14 protein-coding genes and 1 pseudogene (1 of these 15 only partly in view) are annotated in these 21,318 nt (G+C 76.3%); 5 read left to right on the top strand and 10 right to left on the bottom strand.

From position 1 onward, the window contains the following. The first annotated feature begins 901 nt into the window (after nt 1–901). From ACFY00_RS27890 to ACFY00_RS27875, 4 genes are all read left to right on the top strand, one after another. On the top strand, nt 902–1,624 hold the full coding sequence (locus ACFY00_RS27890; protein ID WP_388034288.1) for a D-alanyl-D-alanine carboxypeptidase family protein: 723 nt from the start codon (nt 902–904) through the stop codon (nt 1,622–1,624). A gap of 197 nt (nt 1,625–1,821) precedes the next feature. Then, entirely contained in the window at nt 1,822–2,682 is an 861-nt protein-coding gene (locus ACFY00_RS27885) for an endonuclease/exonuclease/phosphatase family protein (RefSeq protein WP_388034287.1), read from the top strand. A gap of 125 nt (nt 2,683–2,807) precedes the next feature. Further along, on the top strand, nt 2,808–3,578 hold the full coding sequence (locus tag ACFY00_RS27880) for a response regulator transcription factor (RefSeq protein WP_388034286.1): 771 nt from the start codon (nt 2,808–2,810) through the stop codon (nt 3,576–3,578). A 3-nt stretch (nt 3,579–3,581) separates the two neighbouring features. Then, nucleotides 3,582–4,874 (top strand): sensor histidine kinase, encoded by a 1,293-nt coding sequence (locus ACFY00_RS27875; protein WP_388034285.1) that lies wholly within the window; start codon nt 3,582–3,584, stop codon nt 4,872–4,874. Between the two features lie 177 nt (nt 4,875–5,051). On the opposite strand, the gene ACFY00_RS27870 is transcribed toward ACFY00_RS27875, so the two are convergent. Beyond that, entirely contained in the window at nt 5,052–5,879 is an 828-nt protein-coding gene (locus ACFY00_RS27870; protein ID WP_388034284.1) for a hypothetical protein, read from the bottom strand. Between the two features lie 158 nt (nt 5,880–6,037). Here ACFY00_RS27870 and ACFY00_RS27865 point away from each other — a divergent pair, with 158 nt between their 5' ends. Then, nucleotides 6,038–6,175, top strand: coding sequence for a hypothetical protein (locus ACFY00_RS27865; protein WP_388034283.1), 138 nt, complete (start codon nt 6,038–6,040; stop codon nt 6,173–6,175). Nucleotides 6,176–6,218: 43 nt separating this feature from the next. Here ACFY00_RS27865 and ACFY00_RS27860 read toward each other — a convergent pair whose 3' ends face one another. The 9 genes and pseudogenes from ACFY00_RS27860 to ACFY00_RS27820 form a co-directional block, all read right to left on the bottom strand. Next, a complete protein-coding gene (locus ACFY00_RS27860) occupies nt 6,219–8,201 on the bottom strand; it encodes a N,N-dimethylformamidase beta subunit family domain-containing protein (protein ID WP_388034282.1) in 1,983 nt (660 codons plus the stop codon). Next, nucleotides 8,198–9,640 (bottom strand): condensation domain-containing protein, encoded by a 1,443-nt coding sequence (locus tag ACFY00_RS27855; protein ID WP_388034281.1) that lies wholly within the window; start codon nt 9,638–9,640, stop codon nt 8,198–8,200. The genes ACFY00_RS27860 and ACFY00_RS27855 overlap by 4 nt, the downstream gene beginning before the upstream one ends. After that, entirely contained in the window at nt 9,628–9,945 is a 318-nt protein-coding gene (locus ACFY00_RS27850; protein WP_388034280.1) for a phosphopantetheine-binding protein, read from the bottom strand. Before ACFY00_RS27850 ends, ACFY00_RS27855 begins: the two co-directional genes overlap by 13 nt. Further along, complete coding sequence (locus tag ACFY00_RS27845; RefSeq protein WP_388034279.1) at nt 9,942–10,151, bottom strand: MbtH family protein; 210 nt, start codon at nt 10,149–10,151, stop codon at nt 9,942–9,944. The genes ACFY00_RS27850 and ACFY00_RS27845 overlap by 4 nt, the downstream gene beginning before the upstream one ends. A 3-nt stretch (nt 10,152–10,154) precedes the next feature. Further along, a complete protein-coding gene (locus ACFY00_RS27840; RefSeq protein WP_388034278.1) occupies nt 10,155–13,208 on the bottom strand; it encodes an amino acid adenylation domain-containing protein in 3,054 nt (1,017 codons plus the stop codon). Further along, nucleotides 13,205–14,728, bottom strand: a complete 1,524-nt coding sequence (locus ACFY00_RS27835; RefSeq protein ID WP_388034277.1) for an AMP-binding protein — start codon at nt 14,726–14,728, stop codon at nt 13,205–13,207. Before ACFY00_RS27835 ends, ACFY00_RS27840 begins: the two co-directional genes overlap by 4 nt. Continuing rightward, nucleotides 14,725–20,331 carry an amino acid adenylation domain-containing protein gene (locus tag ACFY00_RS27830; protein WP_388034276.1) on the bottom strand — a complete coding sequence of 1,869 codons (5,607 nt, stop codon included), beginning with the start codon at nt 20,329–20,331 and terminating at the stop codon, nt 14,725–14,727. Before ACFY00_RS27830 ends, ACFY00_RS27835 begins: the two co-directional genes overlap by 4 nt. Then, nucleotides 20,328–21,218, bottom strand: a pseudogene (locus ACFY00_RS27825) (phosphopantetheine-binding protein); the annotation flags it as partial. The pseudogene ACFY00_RS27825 and the gene ACFY00_RS27830, both read right to left, overlap by 4 nt. Then, a protein-coding gene (locus ACFY00_RS27820; RefSeq protein WP_388034275.1) for a condensation domain-containing protein crosses the window boundary here: on the bottom strand, nt 21,107–21,318 show its 3' portion. Its footprint extends 2,452 nt past the window's final position; the window shows 212 of its 2,664 coding nt (coding positions 2,453–2,664); its start codon lies off the right edge, out of view; the stop codon is at nt 21,107–21,109. The gene ACFY00_RS27820 and the pseudogene ACFY00_RS27825, both read right to left, overlap by 112 nt.

The raw sequence follows: 21,318 nt of genomic DNA, 5'->3' as shown, positions 1-21,318 counted from the left end.
CAGTTGCACTCGCGTCATACAACACGATCTACCGGACCAGGGCCTACCACCAGGGCAGAACCCGCAAATTGATCACAACCAGATACGCGCCCTAGTGCCCCCTTGGTGCCGTGCGAGCGGGCCCCTCCTGCCCGGTGGCGGGCAAGGAGGGCGCGTGCCGGGCGTCGCGACGGGCGAAGGCTGCCTGACGCGGCACTAGTGCGGCTCCGCGCAAGTTCGTTGAGGGGTGTTGATCAGGCGGTCTCGAGCGGGGTGCCCTCGTAGGTTCACCGGTAGGGCTTGGCGGTCTCGTTGACCAGCGCACGACAGGGGCGCGCACAAGGGGTGAGCGCCGGGGCCAGCTCCGTGGCGGTCGGCAGAACCGCCGCCACAGCCATGGGAGGTGACCGTTTCCAGCGGAGCCCGGAAGATCCCGAGCAGGACCATCCGGTACACGGCTGATACACGATTGCGCGCCGGCGGAAGCGGCGCTACGACCAGGTCGAAGCGCTGGTCACAGAGCCTGTAGGCACCCGGTGACCAGCGGCACCGGAGTCCTTTGTCCCTCTGGCTCCGGGAGGCAGCCGTCGTGTCAGTCCCCACGCAACCTGAAGACCGAGACCTGCGCACCACACCCGGCCGGCCGTCACCCTCCCGCCGCAGGGCACTGGGGGCCCTGGCCGTCGTCCTGCTCGCCGGCGCCGGGGGCGGCACGCTGGCGGCCCGGCAGGGCGGCGAGGCGGGCAGGAGCAACGACGCCCGGGCGGGAGGAGCGCTGGTACTGCCGGCCCCCGAAGCCGTCGCCGCTCTCGGTCTCCCGTGGCCGCAGGAGGGACAGTCCGCCGTCGCTGTGGCAAAGGTCGGCATACTCGGCATCAAAGGGTCGCAGCAGCCGGTACCGATCGCGAGCGTCACCAAGGTGATGACGGCGTACGTCATTCTCAGGGACCACCCCCTCAGGGACGGCGAGGACGGGCCGACGATCACGGTCGACGCGACGGCCGCTGCCGAGGCGGGCTCGGCGGACGAATCCACCGCCCCCGTCACCGCCGGGCAGCGACTCACCCTGCGCAAGCTGCTGGAAGTGATGCTGCTCCCCTCCGCCAACAACGTGGCCCGGCTGCTGGCCCGGTGGGACGCGGGCGGAGAGGAGGCGTTCGTGTCCCGGATGAATGCGGAGGCCGCCCGGCTGGGAATGACCGCCACCACCTACACCGGGGCCAGTGGCCTGGAGGCCACGACCGTGTCCACCGCCGTCGACCAGCTCAAACTGGCCCGCGAGGCGATGAAGGACCCGGTGCTGCGGGCCGTCGTGGCCCTGCGCGACACCACGCTCCCGGGTCGCGCCGCACCGTTGCGCAACACCAACACGCTGCTCGACCGGCCCGGGGTGGTGGGTCTGAAGACCGGTTCGACCACGTCGGCGGGCGGGAACCTGATGTGGGCGCTGGAGGTCGCCGACGCGAGGAGCGGCTCGGGGCGCCGACTCGTCTACGGCGTGGTGCTCGGCCAGCGGGTCGGCGCGCCCCCGGCCGACGGCCTGCGGGCCGCTCTGGAGAACTGCGCCCGGCTCGTCGACGCCCTGCGGCAGAAGCTGCCCGACGTTCTGCCGGCACTCGACGGCGGCCAGCGGGAGTGGGCATGAGCGCGGGCACCGGCACGGCCTCGTCGACCTCCCCGGCCGCGGGCACCGCCAACCCGGTCCACGGGCCGGGTGACGACGGCGGGCGCGGGCCCCGGCGCCGGACGGTTCGCCACCGCGTCCGTCGCTGTGGCACCCGTCGTGCCGCTGGGCGGCGCGGGCGGCTGATCGCGTGGTCCGCTGCGCTGTTCGCGGCCTTGATGGCACTGCACTCCTGGCTGCCGAACGGCCCGCTCAACCTCGCCAGTCTCTGGCAGACCGTGCTGCCCTGGTCGGTGCTGGGCGTCGCGGTGCTGCTCCTCCTCGCGGCGGTGCGGCGCTCCGCCCTGGCAGCGGTCTCCGTCCTGCTACCAGCCCTCGTCTGGACCGTTCTGTTCGCACCGGCGCTCCTCGACAAGCGCACGGGCGGCGGGAACCTCGTAGTCGTCAGCCACAACGTGAACGAGGACAACCCCGACCCGTACCGGACAGCACGGGCCCTGGCCGGCTCCGGGGCCGACGTCGTGGCGGTGGAGGAACTGGCGAGTGGTGCGCAGGAGATCTACCGGCACGATCTGGCCGTCGCCTACCCCTACTCCCAGGTGCGCGGAGGCGTCGGCCTGTGGAGCAAGTACCCGCTCCAAGACGTGGAGCCGGTGGAGATCATGCCGTGGACCAGGGCCCTGCGCGCCACCGTCCTGACCCCCCAGGGCCCCGTCGCCCTGTACGCGGCACACCTCGCCTCGGTCCGGGTACGCCCGGACGCGGGGTTCACCACCGGCGACCGCAACGAGGCAGCTGCCAAACTCGCCGCCGCCGTACAGAGCGAGCCGCTTCCCAGGGTCGTCGTCCTGGGAGACTTCAACGGTTCCTTCGACGACTCCGCGCTGCGCACGCTCACCGGGCCGCTGCGGTCGGCCCAGCAAGAAGCCGGGGCCGGCTTCGGCTTCACATGGCCGGCGTCGTTCCCGGTGGTGCGCATCGACCAGATCCTCGTGAAAGGCATCACCCCGCGCTCCGCGTGGACCCTGCCCAGCAGCGGCAGCGACCACCTCCCGGTCGCGGCATCCCTGCGGCTGTGACCACCATCCGCGCCCTCCGGCGCGGCCGGGGCCCCGGCCCCCGCCCAGCAGCCCCCGCCAGCGCGACCGGGCCACCGACGTGCTGGAATGAGCACCCCACGCCGAGCGACGACATCGGAGAAGTCTTGTCCGCAACCCGAGTGCCCGACGCGGTCAGCGTGCTGCTCGTCGAGGACGACGCCGTCATCCGCCGCTCCGTCCAGCTGGCCCTGGAACGCTACGGTTACGACGTCGACGTCACCGGGGACGGGCTCGACGGCCTGGACGCGGTCCGAGCCGGCGCACACGACGTCCTGATCCTGGACGTGATGCTGCCCGGTCTCGACGGCGTCAGCCTGTGCCGGCGCGTCCGCGAGGAGACCCTCACCCCCATCCTGATGATGTCCGCCCGTGGTGACGCCCTCGACGTCGTGGCCGGGCTGGAGGCCGGCGCGGACGACTACGTGGTCAAGCCCGTCGACGTCCCCGTCCTCGTCGCCCGAATCCGCTCCCTGCTGCGCCGGGCCACCTTCCGAGACCACCTGGCCGCGGAGCCAGCACCGCAGGGACGGGCGGCGCCGAGCGAGCCGCACAACTGGCCCCGGCCCGCCGCCGCCCAGCAGGAGCCGGACGTCATCACCCTCGGCGACCTGACCATCGACCTGCGTGGCCTGGACGTATTCCTCGACGGCCGTACCGTCCCCCTCACTCCCACCGAACTGCGCCTGCTTCTGGTCTTCGCGGAGAACCCCGGTACGGTCCTGGACCGCCGCCGTCTGCTGCGCGAGGTCTGGGACTACGGCTGGGAGGGTGACACCCGGGTCGTCGACCTGTGCGTGGTGCGGCTGCGCAAGAAGATCGGGGCCGACCGCATCGAAACCGTCCGAGGCTTCGGCTACAAGCTTCTCCGGGGCTGAGCGATGAGCTCACCTCGCACCGGCCCGCGCCTCCTGGACCCGCGTTCCCTGCGCTGGAAGATCACCGCTCTGGTCGCGCTCGCCTGCGGTGCGGTCGCCCTGGTGATCGGGCTGCTCGTCCACCAGGCGACCGCGCAGCGAGGCGACCGGACCGGGCGCGATCTGGCGATCACTCGACTCGCCGCCGCCGAACAGGAGTTCTCCCGCACCGGTCGCCGCCCCGACAACGCCTCGCTCCAGCCCAGGACAAGCCTGCCCGAGCCACTGGCCCAAGCCGTCGAGGGTCTAAGGCTCCCTGGGGAGTACGCCCTGTGGTACGACGTGAAAGCACCGAACTGGTACTGGATGTGGGCAGCCGTCCCAACCGCCGACGATCAGGTGCTCACAGTCCGAACCGACATGAGTGCCACGGTGCGCAGTCTCCAACTGCTGGACCGCAGCATCGTCAAGGCCGCCCTCGCCGCCCTCGCCGTCGTCGTGCCGCTCACCGCGCTGGCGGCTGAGCGGATGAACCGGCGCCTGCGCCACGGGTCCCGGACGGCCCGCCGGATCGCGAACGGTGATCTCGATGCCCGGATCGGGCGCCGGGGCCGCGCACGTGACGAGATCACCGAGATGTCCACGGCCGTCGACGAGATGGCCGCGACGCTGCAGGGGCGGCTCGCCGTGGAGAAGCGCTTCACCGCCGATGTCGCTCACGAACTGCGCACCCCGTTGATGGGTCTGGTCACGGCCGCCGGTCTGCTGCCCGAGGAGGACGAGGCCAGCGACCTGGTTCGCACGCAAGTCCGTGCTCTGCGCGCCCTGGTGGAGGATCTGCTGGAGGTCTCTCGTCTCGACGCCGGTGCCGAGAGTGCCCGGCTCGACGAGGTCCCCCTGGGGGAGCTCATCGCTCAGGTGAGCACGCAGGGCGGCGGCGACACCCGGCTTCGGCTGACGGCACCCGCCGCTGTCCGCACCGACCCGCGCCGTGTAGAACGGATCGTCACCAACCTCGTGGCCAATGCCCACCGACACGGCGCCGCCCCCGTCGAAGTCACCGTCACCGGCAACCGGGTCACCGTGCGCGACCACGGACCCGGTTTCCCGGACGCCCTCCTCACCGACGGACCGCAGCGCTTCCGCACGGGGGCCGCCGAACGCGGCCAGGGCCACGGCCTCGGCCTCACCATCGCCACCGGCCAGGCCGCAGTGCTCAACGCCCGCCTGGCCTTCGCAAACGCTCCCGACGGCGGAGCCATCGCCACCCTCGACCTTCCGGTGTCCGAAACTCCGGGCGGACCCGCCGACCTCTGATCCCGAGGTCAGCCGCGACCTGCCCCGACCGGCGTCCGGCGTCGATCAGATCAAGGACCTTGCGGCGGAACTCGGGCGGGTAACTACGGGCACACACGCCTCCCTGGTCCATCCAGTGGAGCCCCGAAGCCGAGCAGTGGAGCAGAACGGGCGACGAAGTTCGTTGAGGGGTGTTGATCAGGCGGCCTCGAGCGGGGTGCCCTCGTAGGTCCACCGGTAGGGCTTGGCGGTCTCGTCGTGCCCGATCACGTAGGCCTCCAGCTTTCGGACGTGCCAGCGCGGGTGCGCGGCCGACCACGCCCTGGTGCGTCTGGCCGTGTGGGAGGAACCGATGTCGAGTACGACGTGGATCTCCCTGCCCGGGACGATCGCCTGCTCGAGCTGGTCCAGGAAGGCGGTGAAGGCCCCCCGTCGTTGCGGGCGACCACCTCGGCGAGGACCTCGCCGGTGCAGATGTCGAGAGCGGCGACGAGGGAAGCGGTGCCGTGGCGCCGGGTGCTCGAACTCCTGCCGGGCGGGTTCACCGGGGCGCGCGGGACGCCCCGCATGGCGACGTGACCGGGCGACGCTCGCGGTCTTCTCGTCGATCGAGAGCACCACCGCACCCTCGGACGGATCCAGGTAGAAGGCGCGAACGGCGGCGGCACGCTGCCAGAAGCCGGGGGTGTCCCGGCGGGCCAGCCAGCCACGGACCTTGTACGGTTTCAGGTCCAGACCGGCCGGGATCCGGCCGACCTGGGAGGCGGAGACCGGCGCGAAGCACGTGCCGGCCACCCGCCGGCCGATGGCCCGGTGGGACCAGGTCGCCTCCGGACGGGGTGGTGTGCCGGTCGCGGTGGCCACGATCGCCACGCGAACCTCGAACTCCCGGGCAATCACGCCGTTGGTGAGTCCGTCCGCCACCGCGAGCACGATCTTGGCCCGCAGCACCGCCCGCACCTCGGACTTCACCGAGGCCGCCGTCCTCTCCGACAGCTCGCGGACCTCCGCATCGAGCACCACCACAACCGCCGTCCCGGCCCGTCGCCCACCCACGGCCAACGATCATGGCGGTTCGCGGCCGCGCCCGGCAGGATGGGCCCGGGCCGAAGAACCCGCCGGAATCGACGCAACACCACCTGCGTCGGCGCCTGAACCGCCACGCTCGCGAACGCTGGCCGCACGTGGAGAACATCGCGACCCGTTTCCGCGCTGGATTCACCTACGTGGCTGCCCGGTTGCCCAGCGGACTGCCAGGCGGATCCCCGGAAGAAGCCCTCGACTGCGCGGGCGAGTTCCACCTCAGCGGTCTGGCCATCTGATCAACACTCCTCCACGAACTTCTGCGGAGCAGCACCGGGGACCTCATCGGACGGACCCGGCCTCCCGGGTGGCCGGGGCCGGTCCGGTGAACGGTGCGACTCGGGCGGCCCCCGTCGTCAGGCAGCCCGGATGGCTGAGCAGGCGCCCGTCGCCCGTCGCCAACAGCAGGCGGCCGGCGTGCGGGGCCAGCGGTCCGGTGGAGGGGACGGGCACCGGCGGGGCGAAGGGGACGAACGGGGCCCGGGTGAGGAGCGGGGGGCGGGTGAGCAGGCCGTCGGGGGTGACGGCGTGCAGGCGGGCGTGCAGGACGGCGAGGGCGGTCGCGCCGCCGGCCGGGCCCAGCGCGGTCCAGGCCGCTGCGGGGAGGTGGGCCGGGCGGTGGTGGAGGGTGTCGTCGTGCGCGGTGACCGCGAAGAGGGCGTTGTCGCACATCGCGAGCGCCGTCGTGCCGCGCGGGACGGGCCCGGCGTCGACCCACGGCGCCGCGCCGGTGACGGGTGCGCGGTGCACCAGCCGGTCGTCCTCGGTCACGGCCAGGAGCGCCAGCGGCAGCGGGTGGCAGGCCTCGCGGGGGGCGGTGAGGCAGCGCAGCCGGTGGCCCGGGCCCTCCGGGGAGGGCGGGCAGGGCGTCCACGGCAGGTTCTGCTCGGACGGTTCGCGGTGCAGCAGGGTCGTCCCGTCCCCGGCCACGGCGAACAGCAGGCCCTCGCAGGCGGCGAGCGCCCGGAGCCCGGGCGCCGGGCCGACGGTGTGCCAGCGGGGCGCGGGCGGCTCGGAGAACCGGTCGAGGACGTTGCGGGTCACCCGTGCCACCGCCGGGTCGTCCAGCGCCCGCCCCCAGTTGATGGTGGCGGCGTTGAACACCGAGCCCGCCCCGAGCCGCATGATCCCCATGGTCGCCCACCCGCCCTGCCCGTAGGCGCGCCAGTGCCCCAGGTCGGCGGTGGCCAGGACGGCGAAGGAGCGCGGCGTCCCGTCCCGCCCGGTGGCCCGTGGTACGCCGAGCGACCAGTCGAGTTCGGCCGCGTCCGTCTCGTAGCCCAGCGCGCCCCGGGCGAAGGCGTCCCCGTCCGCCAGGCCCGTCCCCTCGAAGACCCAGTGGTCGGCGAAGCGCACCGTGTAGGCCTCGCGGCCCATCACCGCCATGCCCTCGCCCCACGCCCCCGCGCCCCGGCGGAAGCTCACGCCCGTCATCGCGTTCTCGGGGCGGTCGACCGGCGCGCTGGACCACTCCACCGTCGTCCGGGACGGGTCGGTGGCGGCCACCGGGTCCGTCGCGGCGTCGCGGTGGCAGACCATGGTGCGGCCGCCGTCCTCCAGGCGGAACTGCCACCAGGCGGTGTTGCCCGCGAAGACCGCCAGGTTGCCGCCCCGGCGGACGAACCCCTCGACGGCGTCCCGCATGTCCGCCGTCCAGTACTCGTCGTGGCCGTTCACCACCAGCACCCGGTAGGCGGCCAGGAGTTCCGCCCCGTCGTCCAGGTCGAAGCCCGAGCAGTACTCGACCGGGCGCCCGGTCCGGTGCAGCCAGCGCAGCAGCGGCTCCTCCCACCGCTCCGGCGGCGGGCCCCCGCCGGGCGCGTCGAGCGGGACGCGGGCCGCGCGCGCGGGCTGCTCCGAGTAGTACAGGCTCCGGCCCGGCTCACCGGCCCGGTGGTAGGCGCGCCAGGTCGGGAACGGGACGCTCACCAGGACCGGGGAGGCGCCGCCCGGGCGCGCCGCCCGCACCGCGAACCACACCTCGTGCTCGGCGTCCCGCTCGGGCCGCGGCACCTCGGGGCGGTGGTCGTGGAAGCTCGCCCGGTACAGCGAACTCGGCCACGCCGCGGGCACCTCCAGGTCGTGGACCGGGCCGCGGACCTGCGCGACCAGCACCGTGCGGTCCGCCACCACGTCCGTGACGACCACCCGGCCGGTGAGCGGACCGCCGTCGCCGGCCGCCGTCCGGCAGCGGATCCGGCCGCCCTGCGGGCAGGAGGTGGCGTCCGCGCGGACGACGGGCCGCGGGACGGGCGCGGCCGTCACGCGCGGGCCCGCGACGGGTCGAGCAGCCCGCCCAGGTCGGCCAGCCGCGGTGGCGCACCGGCGGCCGAGGCGACCACCACCTCCTCCAGGGCGCGCAGGTGCGCGTGGATCGCCTCCGGCGGCAGGTACGCGGTGTCGGCGGTCAGGGTGACGGTCAACTCGGCGTCGTCGCCGGTCAGGTGCAGGCAGTACCGGCAGGCCACCCGCTCCTGGGTGGCCGGGAAGTCGAGGACGGTGCGCCCGCGCAGCCGCTCCAGCTCCCCGGCGTCCGGCGCGCCGCCGGGGGCGGTGACCCGCTCGGTCAGCCGCATGTCGTTGAAGCAGCAGTACGGGTGGACCTCCGTGCCGCGCTCGCGCGCCAGCCGCTCCAGCAGCGCGTCCCACTCGACCGGGTCGTAGCAGGCGGCCCGGTAGCCGGCCAGGGACGCGGCGAACGCCCCGGGGAGCAGGTCGGTGAAGACCGCGGCCCCCGCCGGGTCGTCCGGCAGCGGCAGCACCACCAGGGCGTCCTGCGACAGCGTGCTGACCATGGTGCGGAGGTCCGCCGCGGCCCGGTTCCCGGCGATCGGCATGACGGCCGCCGTCCGGTGCCCCTGACCGGCGGCGACCAGGGCGGCCGCCGCGGTCAGCAGCACCGCCGACCCGCTCACGCCGTGGTCGGCGGCCAGCGCGTCCACGGCCCGGGGCAGGGCCGCCGAGACCAGCCGGCCGGTCCAGAACCTGGGCGCGCGCGGCGCCGCGACCGGGGCGGCGAACATCGTCGGCGGGGCCTGCGCGAGGCCCCGCTCCCAGTGCGCCAGCGCGGCCGCGCCGGACCGCCGCCCCGCCTCCCCGGCCTGCCGCCGGGCCAGCTCCAGCGGCGTCCGCGGGCTGACCGGCCCGGCCGAGCCGCGGCGCGCCAGCAGCCGCAGGTCGCGCACCAGGACCTCCGCGCCGTGCCCGTCGGACGCCAGGTGGCACAGGGCGAGGACGGCGTGGGTGATCCGCCCGGCGGAGCGGACCGCCCCCAGCCGCACCGGCCACTCGTCCGCGTACCCGAAACGGTGCCCGGACAGCTCCGCCAGCAGCTCCTCGGCCGTCCGGCCGGCCCGGCCGGGGTCGGGCTCCTCGCGGACGAGCAGGTCGAACTGCCCCTCCCCGTACAGCCGTTGGCCCGGGGCGCCGTCGGGCAGCACCGTCAGCCTGGTCCGCAGGGCCTCGTGCCGCAGCACCAGGGCGGTCAGCGCGGCCACCAGGCGCGCGGCGTCCACCGGGGCGCCCCGGTCGGCGAGCGGCAGCACCCGGCCGAGGTTGAAGTAGTGGTCGTTCGGCGCCGTCCGGCCGATCGCGTGCCAGATGGCGCGCTGCCCCCAGGTGAGCGGCGCCGTCCCGCAGCCGCCCCCGGCGAATGGGACGGCGAGGACCTCCTCCCGCGCCGCCGCCCCCGTCACGGGGCCCACCGGGGCTCCGCCGCGCCGAGCCGCCGCAGCTGCGCGACGAGCCCGTCGAACCCGTCCGTGTGCAGCGCCCCGTCGCCGAGGTCGAGCAGGACCCCGAACTCCTCCTCCACCGCGTCCGCGAGGCGCAGCAGGGCGAGCGAACCGACCCCGAGCGCGGCGAGCGACTCGGTGGACGCCAGCACCTCCGAGGCGCCGACGGCGCCGTCGCAGGCCCGGGCCACCGACTCGGCGAGGCGGAGCCGGAGCGAGTCGGTGCCCGGGGCCGGGGAGGCGGGACGGGACGGGGGAGCGTCGGGGGCGCTCACCGGCCGTCCGCCCCGGCGGCCAGGCGGCGGCGCACCGAGAGCGGCCGGATGTCCGGCCAGACCAGGTCGACGTGCGCCGTGCACTCCTCCTCGGAACCGACGAACCCCTCGGGCCGCCAGCCCGCCGGCAGGTCGGCGCCCTCCGGCCACAGGGCGTGCTGCTCCTCGTCGTTGACGACGACGCGGTAGCGGATCTCACGGGTCACGGGTCATTCCTCTCGGAGGGCACGGACGGCGGCTGCGACGTCCCGTGCGGTGGGGGTGTCGAAGAAGACGTCCAGCGGGACGTCGACGTCGAGGCGGTGGCGGATCCGGGCGGCGATGGCCGTGACCGTCAGCGAGTGCCCGCCGAGGTCGAAGAGGTCCTCGTCGGGCCCCAGGTCGTCCAGGCCGAGGACCTCGCGCCAGATGCCGAGGACCACCGCGTCGGTGCCCTGCGCCCCGGCCTGCGCTCCGCCCTGCGCCCCCGCCTCCGCCCCGGTCGGGCGCTCGGGGCGGGCGGCCACCGGCTCCGGCAGCGCGGCCCGGTCCAGCTTGCCGTTCGGGGTCAGCGGGAAGGCGTCGAGGACGACGTACCCGCCGGGCAGGACGGCGGCGGGCAGCACACCGGCCAGGTGCGCGCGCAGCTCCTCCGGGGCGGGGGCGGGCCCGGCCGGGACGACGTAGGCGGTGAGCCGGAGCTCCCCCTCCGGGCCGTGCGCCACCACGGCCGCCCGCGCCACGCCGGGGTGCTCGGCCAACCGGGCCTCGACCTCGCCGAGTTCGATCCGGTGGCCGCGCAGCTTCACCTGGCCGTCGGTGCGGCCGAGGTACTCCAGCGCGCCGTCCGGGGTACGCCGCACCAGGTCGCCGGTCCGGTACATCCGGCTGCCGGGCGGCCCGTACGGGTCGGGCAGGAACCGGCTCGCGGTCAGGCCGGGGCGGCCTAGGTAGCCGTGCGCCACCCCCGCCCCGCCGAGGTACAGCTCGCCCGCGACGCCGTACGGGACGGGCCGCAGGCCGGGGTCGAGCAGGTACGCGCCGGTGCCCGCCAGCGGGTCGCCGAGGGAGACGGCGCCGTCGCCGCCGACGGCGGGATCGGCCAGCGTGGACCAGACGGTCGCCTCGGTCGGCCCGTACACGTTCACCAACCGCGCGGTGGCCGCGGTGAGTTCGGCGGCCAGCGGGGCGGGCAGCGCCTCGCCGCCGGTGAGCGCGGTGAGGCCCGGGGCGGGACCGGGGAGACCGGCGTCCAGGAGCAGCCGCCAGCCGCTGGGCGTGGCCTGCACGTGGGTGACCCGCTCGTCCCGGAGCAGCTCGAGCAGGGCCGGGCCGTCGCGGTGCTCCTCCGCCGGGGCGAGGACGACCCGGCCGCCGGTGGTGAGCGGCAGGAACAGCTCGACGGCGGAGATGTCGAACGACAGCGAGGTGAGCCCGAGCCAGCGGTCCCCGGCCCCCGAGCCGAGCCGCTCCCGCAGGGCCGCCAGGACGTTGGCCAGCGCCGCGTGCGGCACCTCGACGCCCTTGGGGCGGCCGGTGGAACCGGAGGTGTAGAGCACGTAGGCGGGCAGGGACGGGTCCGGCGGGGGCAGCGGGCGACGGCCGCCCGGAGCGGCGGCGAGGTCCGCCGGGGCCAGGTCGCCGGGGCCCTCGGGGGTCAGGGTGACCCGCAGGGCGGGCGCGGCGTCGGAGCGGACCAGGGCCAGCCGCTCCGCCGGGTAGCCGGGGTCGAGGGGCAGGTAGGCGGCCCCGGCGGCCAGGGTGGCGAGCACCGCGACGAGCTGGTCCAGGCCCCGGGGCAGCTCGATGCCGACCAGCGTCCCCGGCCCGGCGCCGCGCCCGACCAGCGCCGCCGCCGCGCGCTCCACCCGCTCGGCCAGCCGACCGTACGTCAGGGCGGTGCCCGCCGCGACGACGGCGACCGCGTCGGGCCGCTCGGCCGCGCGGGCGAAGAACTGCCCGGGGACGGTCGCGGGGGCCGGACCGCTGCGCGCCACCGGTGGCGCGACCTGCGCGCGCAGCTCGTCCGGGCCGAGCAGGGGCAGCGCGCCCAGCGTCGTACCGGGGTCGGCGAGGGCCCCGTCGAGCAGCCGCGTCCAGTGCCCGACGATCCGCTCGGCGGTGCCCGGCGGCAGCGCCGAGCGACGGTACTGGAGGCTGCCGCGCACCTCGTCGCCGCAGTCGACCAGTTGGAGGTGGAGCAGGTTGCGGGCCGTGCCCGCGAAGCCGATCCACTGCACCTCGGCGGCGACGGCGCCGAAGTCCGGTGCGGCGGCGGCCGGGCGGCGCCGGTAGCTGACGGACAGCGGGGCGAGCGCGGTGCGGGGGGTCAGGCCCCGCACGATCCGGCCGAAGGGCGTCGCCCGGTGCCGGTACAGCGCCCGAAGGGAGGCCCGGACGGCGCGGGCCCAGTCCGCGAACGGCAGCTCGGCCGGGTGGGCGGCGCCCGGGGCGGCGACCCGCAACGGCAGTTCGTTGACGGCCAGGCCGATCGCCACCGGCGCGCCCGGCGGGCGCAGCGACAGCTCGACCGCGGTGGTGGGGGCGGGATCGCCGTAGCGCACCAGCAGGGCGTGCCAGGCCGCGGTGAGCAGTTCGAAACGGGTGACGCCGATCCGGCGCGCCGTCTCGGAGAGGGCCGCGCAGCGCCGCCCGTGGAGGCGGAAGGCGGTCTCGGCGCCGGGCGCGGGCAGCACGCCGCCGTCGGCGGGCGGGACGAGGCCGGGCAGGACCGGGGCGGCCGGGTCCGGACCGTGGTCGGCCCACAGCGCGCGGGCGTCCGCCAGCTCCTCCGGCGCGGGCTCCGCGGTCGGGTGGACGCGGTCGGGCACCGGCGGGAGCGGATCGCCCCGGTAGGCCGCGGCGAGGTCGCCGACCAGCCGTTCCTTGGACTCGCCGTCGAAGACCAGGTGGTGGGCGGTGAACAGCAGGACGTGCCGCTCCGGCCCGGTCCGCAGCAGCGCGAACCGGCACAGCGGACCGGCCAGCAGGTCGAAGGGGGCCGAGCGCTCCTCGGCGAGCCGTTCCGACAGCTCTCCGGCGGTGCACTCGACGCGGCGCGGGGCGGGCACCGCGACCGTCCGGCCGGGGCCGCCGTCCGGTGCCGGGACGCCGGTCAGGGCCGGGTGGTGGGCGGTGACGGCGGCGCACGCCCGGTCCAGGGCCGGGGCGTCGAGCGGGCCGGCCAGTTCGACGGCGACGGCCAGGTGGTAGGCGGAGCCGACGTCCAGCGCGTGCTCGGTGAGCCGCACGCCGTGCTGGGCGGGGGAGGTCGGGAGGGTCACGGGGCGGCCTCACGGGTGTCGGGGTCGAGGGCGCGGCGCAGCTCCCGCTTGAGGACCTTGCCGGCCTCGTTGCGGGGGAGGGCGTCGCGGAAGTGCACGGTGGCGGGCAGTTCGTGGACGGCGAGGCGGTCCAGCAGGAAGGTGCGCAGGGCGGCCGCGGTCAACTCGCCGGAGGGCACCACGAACGCCGCCACCACGCTGCCGAGGACGGGGTGCGGGACGCCGACGGCCGCCGCGTCGGCGACCAGCGGGTGGGCGTGCAGCGCGTCCTCGACCTGGAGGGTGGAGACCTTGTGGGCGCCGGACTTGACCACGTCGCGCTCCCGGTCGAGCAGGTGCAGGAAACCGTCCTCGTCGATCCGGCCGAGGTCGCCCATCCGGGTCCACCGGCCCCGGAAGGTCTCCTCGTCCCGCTCGCCGAGGTAGCTGCGCGGCGCGGCGGGCGAGCGCAGCCACAGCTCGCCCGCCGCGCCCGGCGGCACGGGGCGGCCCGCGCCGTCGGTGACGCGCAGGTCGGCCAGCGACGCCGGGCGGCCGGGCGACTGCGGGCGGGCCGGGTCGAACAGCAGGGTGACCTGGGCCGGGGCGGCCTCCGTGGAGGTGTAGTAGTTGACGATCTGGGCCCCGGCGAAGGCCCGGCTCAGGCCGAGCGCGACGGGCTGCGGCAGGGCCGCGGCGGTGGAGCCGACCAGGCGGACGCCGTCCAGGGCCCCGCTCCCGGCGGCCGCGGCCAGCGCGGGGGAGGCCAGGACCTCGATCGCCGTGGCGGGCACCAGGAACACGCTGCCGACCTGGTGCTCGGGGATCAGGCGCAGGAACCGGGCCGGGGTGAACTGCGGCGCGGCCACGCAACGGGCGTGCGCGTTCAGGGCGTTGACCAGCATGGTCTGCCCGGCGTTGGTGCCGACCGGGAAGGTGTGCAGGAACGCGGCCGAGTGGCGCAGCGGCCGACGGCGCTCGTCGAGCGTGCAGCCGTGCGCGAGGTTCGCGTGGGAGGCGGTGACGCCCTTGGGGGTTCCGGTGGTGCCGGAGGTGTACAGGATCTGGGCGGGTGCCCCCGGCTCCGGGGCGGGCAGGTCGGGGACGGGGCCGGACAGGTCGGGGTCCTGCTCGGTGAGCGTCCGCACCCCCGTCGGCACCCCTGCCGGAGCCCCGGCCGGTCCGTGCAGCAGGAAGCGCGCCCCGCAGTCGGCCAAGAGGTGGCCGACCCCGGCGGGCGGCGTCCGGTCGGAGAACGGCACGGCCACCCCGCCCGCCCGCAGCACGGCGAGGAACGCCACCGCGAACTCCGTCCAGCCGCCGGTGCCGTAGCACAGGCCGACCCGGTCCCCGGTGGCCAGACCGGCCGCGCGCAGGACGGCGGCGAGGGCGCCGCTGCGCCGCTGCCAGTCGGCGAAGGACAGGCGCCGCTCGCCGTTGACGATCGCGGTCCGCTCCCCGTGCGCCGCGGCGCGGTGGGCGAGCAGGGCGGGCAGGGTGGCCGGGGCCGCGCTCGGCACGGCGGCGCGGGGCGCGCTCACGCGGCGCCCCCCTCGGCGCGGCGGACCGCGGAGGCCCGGGCGGCCCGTTCGCGCAGGCCGACCAGGTCGTCCGGTTCGGCGTCGGGGACGTCGCGATCGAAGCGGGCCAGCGCCGGGAGCCGCAGCCCGAGGGCGACCAGCGCCATCATGGCCAGGCCGAACAGCACGTACATCAGGGCGATGCCGCGGCCCGGGCCGGTGCCGACGACCGGGCCGAACACCGGGGCGAGCGCGCCGCCGGGCTCCATCAGCGGGCCGAGCAGGGCGGAGCCCAGCGGGGCGACGACCCCGTGGCCCAGCGGGAGGGTGGACCAGGCGACGAGGGTGTTCAGGGCGAACACCCGGCCGTGGAAGCGCTGCGCGACCTTGGTCTGGACGATCGTCGCGTAGACGCCGTTGACCAGGGACAGCGCGAACGACATGCCGAACGCCCCGGCCCCGACCACCCACAGGTTCGGGCGCAGCCCGGTGACGGCGCCCGCCGCCGCCAGCACGCCCGCCAGGGCCAGCATCCCGCGCAGCCGGTGTCGGCGCGGCCCGCCCCAGAACCCCATGGCCACCCCGCCGAGCAGGGCCCCGGCGCCGCCCGCCACCGCCACCCGGGCGGCCGCCGCGAGGTCGCCGAAGGCGAGGACCAGGGGGGTGGTGAGGAGGAACAGCGGCGACAGGAAGACGTTCAGACCGGCGAACCACAGGAGCATCGCCCGGAAGCCGCGGTGGCGCCAGGTGTGGGCGATGCCGTTGCGGATCTCGGCGACCAGCGACTCGCGCCTGGTCCAGGGCAGCGTCCGCGGGAAGCGGACCGCGAGCAGCACGCCGACGGCGAGCGCGTAGCTGACCACGTCGATGACCAGGATGCCGCGCAGCCCGATCGCGGAGAGCAACGCCACCGCCCCCAGCGGGACGACGAACTGCGCCGTTCCGAAAGCGAGTTGGACGATCCCGTTGGCGTGCCCCAGGTACTGCTTGGGGACGAGCTGCGGCACGGCGGAGGCGTAGGCGAGCCGCTGGAAGGTCAGGGCGACGGAGAGCACGCCGAGCAGCGCGTACACCTCCCACGACTGCAGCCGCCCGGCCAGCAGCAGCCCCAGCAGCGCGGCCTGGGTGGCGGCGGCGGCGAGGTCGCCGCCGAGCATCACCGCGCGGCGGTCCAGCCGGTCGACGACGGCCCCGGCGAGCGGGCCGACCAGGATGCCCGGGAGCATCGCGACGACCGCGTACAGGGCGTAGCGGGCCATCGAGCCGGTCTGCAGCAGGATCCAGATCGGCAGGGCGAACTCGGTCAGCGCCGAGCCGGTGATGGAGACCAACTGGCCCCCGGCCACCAGCAGGAAGCGCCGCATGCTGGGCTGCGGCCCGTCGTCCGCCGGTCCGTCGTCCGTCGGTCCGTCGTCCGCCGGGGCGGCGTCCTCGACGGCGCTCCCGGCGCTCCCGGCGCCCCCGGCGGTGGCGGCCCCGGTCTCGGCGTGGAACCACCAGGAGTTCTCCGGACCCGGCGCGGGCAGCGCGGCGGTCGTCCCGTCGGCGACGGCCCGGTGCACGCTGGTGACGGCGGCGGCGACCTCGGCCGCGCGGTAGGTGATGAAGAAGTGCCCGCCCTCGTCGAGCACGGCCACGGCGGAGCGCTCGGCCAGCAGCAGCCACTCGCGGTAGCGCTCCTGGTAGAAGTCGGCCGCCGGGTCGCGGTCGCCGACCAGGGAGACCAGCGGCGCCCGCAGCCGGGGCGCGCCGTCGGCGACCTCCGCGATGGCCCGGGTGAACCAGTCCTCGGCCGCCCTGGTGTCCCGGCGCATGTTGCCCACCACGAACCGGACCTGCTCCTCGTCCAGTTCGGAGGTGTCGACGCCCATGCCGGTCAGCCAGTTGGCGTACGTGCGGTCGCCGACCAGCGGTTCGAGCGAGGCGACCTTGCCGAGCGCCGAGAGCACCCGGCTGCGCGGTCGCGCGAACGGGAACTGGGCCCCGGCGTAGACGCCCTCCAGCTCGCGGCCGGACGCCTCCAGCAGGCGCGCCACGCAGACGGCGAGCGCGGTGCCGACCGCGCAGTGGCCGTACACGACGAGCGGGCCCTCGACGCGCTCGCGGACCTCGGCGGCGATCCTGGCCGCGAGCGCGTCGAAGGCCAGGTGCTCCTCGGTCACCCCGAGGTCGTGGCCGGGGACGGCCACCGCCCACAGTTCGGTGTCGGCGGGCAGCGCGTCGGCGACGGGCTGGTAGACGACGGCGCTGCCGCCGCCGTACGGGACGCAGACCAGGGTGAGCCGGCGCCGGTCGGCCGGCACCGCCCGGGTGAGCCGGTGCAGCAGGCCGCGCGGGGCGCGCTCGCCGTCGGAGCGGTCCGCGACGGCCGCCAGCTCCCGGACGGTGCGGTGGGTGAACAGGTCCATGACGCTGACCGGCCGGGCCCCCGCCTCCGCCAGCCGCCTGCGGGCCCGGGCGACCACCTGGGTGGCCAGCAGCGAGTGGCCACCGAGGTCGAAGAAGTCCTCGTCGGCCCCGACCGAGGGCAGGTCGAGGACCTCCGCCCAGATCTCCGCGAGCACCCGTTCGGCCGCCGTCGCGGGCTCGGCGGCCCGCGCCGATCGCTGCACCAGCGGCACCGGCAGGGCGCGCCGGTCCAGCTTCCCGTTGGGGGTCAGCGGGAGGGCGGGCACGGCGGTGAAGGCGGTCGGCACCTGGTGCTCCGGGAGGCTGCGCCGCAGCGCCGTCCGCAGCGCCGCGTGGTCGGGCTCCTCGGCACCGGCGGCGACGACCAGGTAGCCGACCAGCCGCTGGTCGCCGGGGCGGTCCTCGCGCAGCACCACGGCGGCGTCGGCGACGCCCGGCTGGGCGCGGAGCGCGGCCTCGGTCTCGCCGGGCTCGATCCGCATGCCGCGGAGCTTGACCTGCTGGTCGATCCGCCCGAGGTGTTCGAGGGCGCCGTCGGCGCGGCGGCGGGCCAGGTCGCCGGTCCGGTAGAGGCGGGAGCCGGGCGGGCCCCAGGGGTCGGGGACGAACCTGGCGGCGGTGAGCCCGGGGCGCCGGTGGTAGCCGAGGGCGACGGCGGTGCCGCCGATGTGGAGCTCCCCGGGGGCGCCCGGCGGTACCGGGCGCAGCCGCTCGTCGAGCACGTAGAGCCGGGTGTTGTGGATCGGCAGGCCGATCGGCACGCTCTCCAGCGGCCCCGCGCACTCCCAGGCCGAGACGTCGACGGCGGCCTCGGTCGGCCCGTACAGGTTGGCCAGCGCCAGCCCGGGCAGCCGGGCGGTCAGCTCCCGGGCGGCGTCGGGCGGCAGCGCCTCGCCGCTGCACACCACCCGGCGCAGCGTGGTGCAGCGTTCGACGCCCTCCTCGGCGAGGAAGGCGGTGAGCATCGCGGGGACGAAGTGGGCGACGGTGACGCGGGCCGAGACGATCAGGTCGCGCAGGTAGCCGCTGTCCTTCTGCCCGCCCGGCCGGGCCAGCACGATCCGGGCCCCGGCGGTCAGCGGCCAGAAGAACTCCCAGACCGAGACGTCGAAACCGGTCGGAGTCTTCTGCAGGACGGCGTCGTCGGCGCCCAGGCGGTAGGCGTCCTGCATCCACCGGACGCGGTTGGCGATGGCCCGGTGGGTGTTGGGCACGCCCTTGGGGCGTCCGGTGGAGCCGGAGGTGTAGATCAGGTACGCGGTGTCGTCCGGCTCCGGCCCCGCTGGCAGGACGCGGGCCCGGGGCCACTCCACGGGGTCGTCGAGCAGCAGCACCCGGGCGGTGCAGCCCACCGGGGTCGGCAGGCCCCGCTGGGTGAGCAGGACGGTGGCGCCGCTGTCCGCGAGCAGGAAGGCGCGGCGCTCGGCCGGGTAGTCCGGTTCGACCGGCGTGTAGGCGGCGCCGGAGCGCAGCACGCCGAGCAGCGCGGCGACGAGTTCCGGCGAGCGTTCGGCGCTCACCGCGACCAGGCTTCCGGGGCCGACGCCCTCGGCGGCGAGCCGGGCGGCGATCCGCCCGGAGCGGGCGTCGAGTTCGCGGTAGGTGAGCGCGGGGCGCCCCTCGACGGCGACGGCCACGGCGTCCGGCGTCCGGGCGGTCTGCTCGGCGACCAGGGCGCTCAGGGTGGTGGCGGGGCGATCGACCGCGGTGTCGTTGAACTGCTCGGTCTCGAAGGCGCGTTCGGCCGGGGTGAGGGTGTCGAGCGCGGAGACGGGCGTGTCGGGGTCGGCGGCGACGGCCCGCAGCAGCCGGTCGAAGTGGGCGGCCAGGGCCGCGACGTCCGGCTCGGCGAACAGGTCGGTGTTGTAGTTGAAGGAGCCCCGCAGGCCGTCCGGCCACTCCTGGAGGAACAGCTCGACGTCGAACCGGGTGCCGCTGGCCCGGACGCCGAACGGCTCGACGTCGAAGGGGAGTTCCATGGCCGCGGCGCGCTGGGTGGCGTAGTTCTGGACGGCGAGCACGGCCTGGAAGACCGGCGGCCGGGAGGCGTCCCGGGCCACGTTCAGCTCGCTGACCAGGTGGGCGAACGGCAACTCCTGGTGCGCGTACGCCTCCAGGCAGGTCTCGCGGGTGCGGGCGACCAGTTCGCCGAACGTCGGGTCGCCCTCCAGCCGGGCGGGCAGCGCGAGCACGTTCACGAACATGCCGACGAGCGGCTCCAGTTCGGGCTCCGGGCGGCCGGCGACCGGTGAGCCGACGGCGAAGTCGCGGCGGCCGCTGTAGCGGGCCAGCAGGAGCTGGAACGCGGCGAGCAGCACCATGTACGGCGTGGCGGCGTGCCGGGCGGCGAGGGCGGACAGCCGGTCGAGCAGCGGCCGGTCCACCGCGAAGCCGTAGCCCGCGCCCTCGAAGGTCTGGCGCGGGGGGCGGGGCCGGGAGAAGGCCAGCTGCAGCGGCTCGACGCCGGCGAGTTCGCGCCGCCAGTGGTCGACCTCCGCGGCGAGCCGGTCACCGCTCAGCCGCTCGCGCTGCCACAGGGCGAAGTCGCCGTACTGCACCGGCAGTTCGGGCAACGGGTCGGGCGCTCCGGCCGCCCGGGCGGCGTACCCGAGCAGGACCTCGCCGAGCAGGACCTCGCTCGACCAGCCGTCACCGACGCTGTGGTGGACGACGATCAGCAGGACGTGGTCGTCCTCGGCCAGCCGGACCAGCAGCACCCGCAGCAGCGGACCGCTCTCCAGGTCGAAGGGGACGGCGGCGGCCTCGTCCACCAGGCGTTCGGCGGCGCGCTCGTCGGCGGCCCCGACCACGGGCAGCGGCGTCGGGGCGGGCGGGTCGACGACCAGCAGCGGGCGCCCGTCCTCGGTCGCCGGGTAGCGGGAGCGCAGCGTCTCGTGCCGGGCGACGCTGCTGTCCACCGCGGCCCGCAGCAGCTCCGCGTCGAGCGGGCCGCGCAGCCGCCGGACGACCGGGATGTTGTACGCGGAGGTGCCGGGGGCGAACTGCTCCATGAACCACAGGCGTTCCTGGGCGAAGGAGAGCGGCACGGGCGTCCCGGGGGCCCGCCGGGGCACCGCGGTCGTCCGGGGCCGGTTGCGGGCGGCCAGCCGGCGGCGCAGGAGCTCCCGCTTGGGGTCGGAGAGCGCCGCTCCCGCGGCCGGGGGCGCGGCGGCCGGGGACGGCCCGGCCGCGGTGGTTCTGTCGGCGGTGCTCATGGGGTCGGGCGGGGTCCTTCCAGGGCGTCCTGGGCGGCCAGGAGTTCTTCGGCGGCGGCGTCGGACAGGGTGTCGATCTCGGCGGCGAGCGCCGCCTCGACGGCCTCGGCGAAGGCCGCCACGGTGCGGTGGGTGAACAGCGTCCGGAGCGGGACGGCGAGGTCGACCGCGGCCCGCAGCCGGGCGACCACCCGGGTGGCGAGCAGGGAGTGCCCGCCGAGGTCGAAGAAGTCGTCGTGGGCGCCGACCCCCTCCAGGCCGAGCACCTCCTGCCAGACCTCGGCGACCAGTTCCTCGGCCTCCGTGCGCGGCGGCACGTGCGCCGCCGACGGCCCGGCGCCGGGGGACGGGGCGGGCAGCGCCCGGCGGTCCAGCTTCCCGTTGGGGGTGAGCGGCAGCGCGTCGAGCAGCACGAACGCGTGCGGGACGGCGTGCGGCGGCAGGACGGCGGCGAGCGCGGCGCGCAGCCCGTCCGGGGCGGGCGCCGGACCGCCCGGCCGCGGGACGGCGTAGGCGGTGAGGACGTCGCCGTGCGCGGCGACGGCGGCGTGCGCGACGCCGGGGCACCCGAGGAGGGCCGCCTCGACCTCGCCGGGCTCGATCCGGTAGCCGCGCACCTTCAGCTGGTCGTCGATGCGCCCGAGGAACTCCAGGGCGCCGTCGGCGCGGTACCGCACCAGGTCGCCGGTGCGGTAGCGGCGGGCGCCCGGCGGGCCGTCGGGGTCGGGGACGAAGGACCGCGCGGTGGCCCCGGGACGGCCGAGGTACCCGTGCGTCAGCCCGGCCCCGCCGAGCACCAGCTCGCCCGGGGTGCCGGGCGGCACCGGGTGGCCGTACCGGTCCAGGACGGCCGCGGTGGTCGCGGCGGGGGGGCGGGCGCGCGGGGGGGGGGGCCCCCCCGCGGGCCCCCCCCGCGCCCCCCCGGGGGGGGGGGCCGGCGGGGCGGGGGGGGGGGGGGGGGGGGACAACCCCCCCCCCCCCCCCCGC

Source organism: Kitasatospora sp. NPDC001540 (assembly GCF_042894345.1).
GTDB lineage: Bacteria > Actinomycetota > Actinomycetes > Streptomycetales > Streptomycetaceae > Kitasatospora > Kitasatospora phosalacinea_C.
Note: the sequence above shows the minus strand (reverse complement) of the source record. Positions and strands in the feature narration are given on the sequence as shown.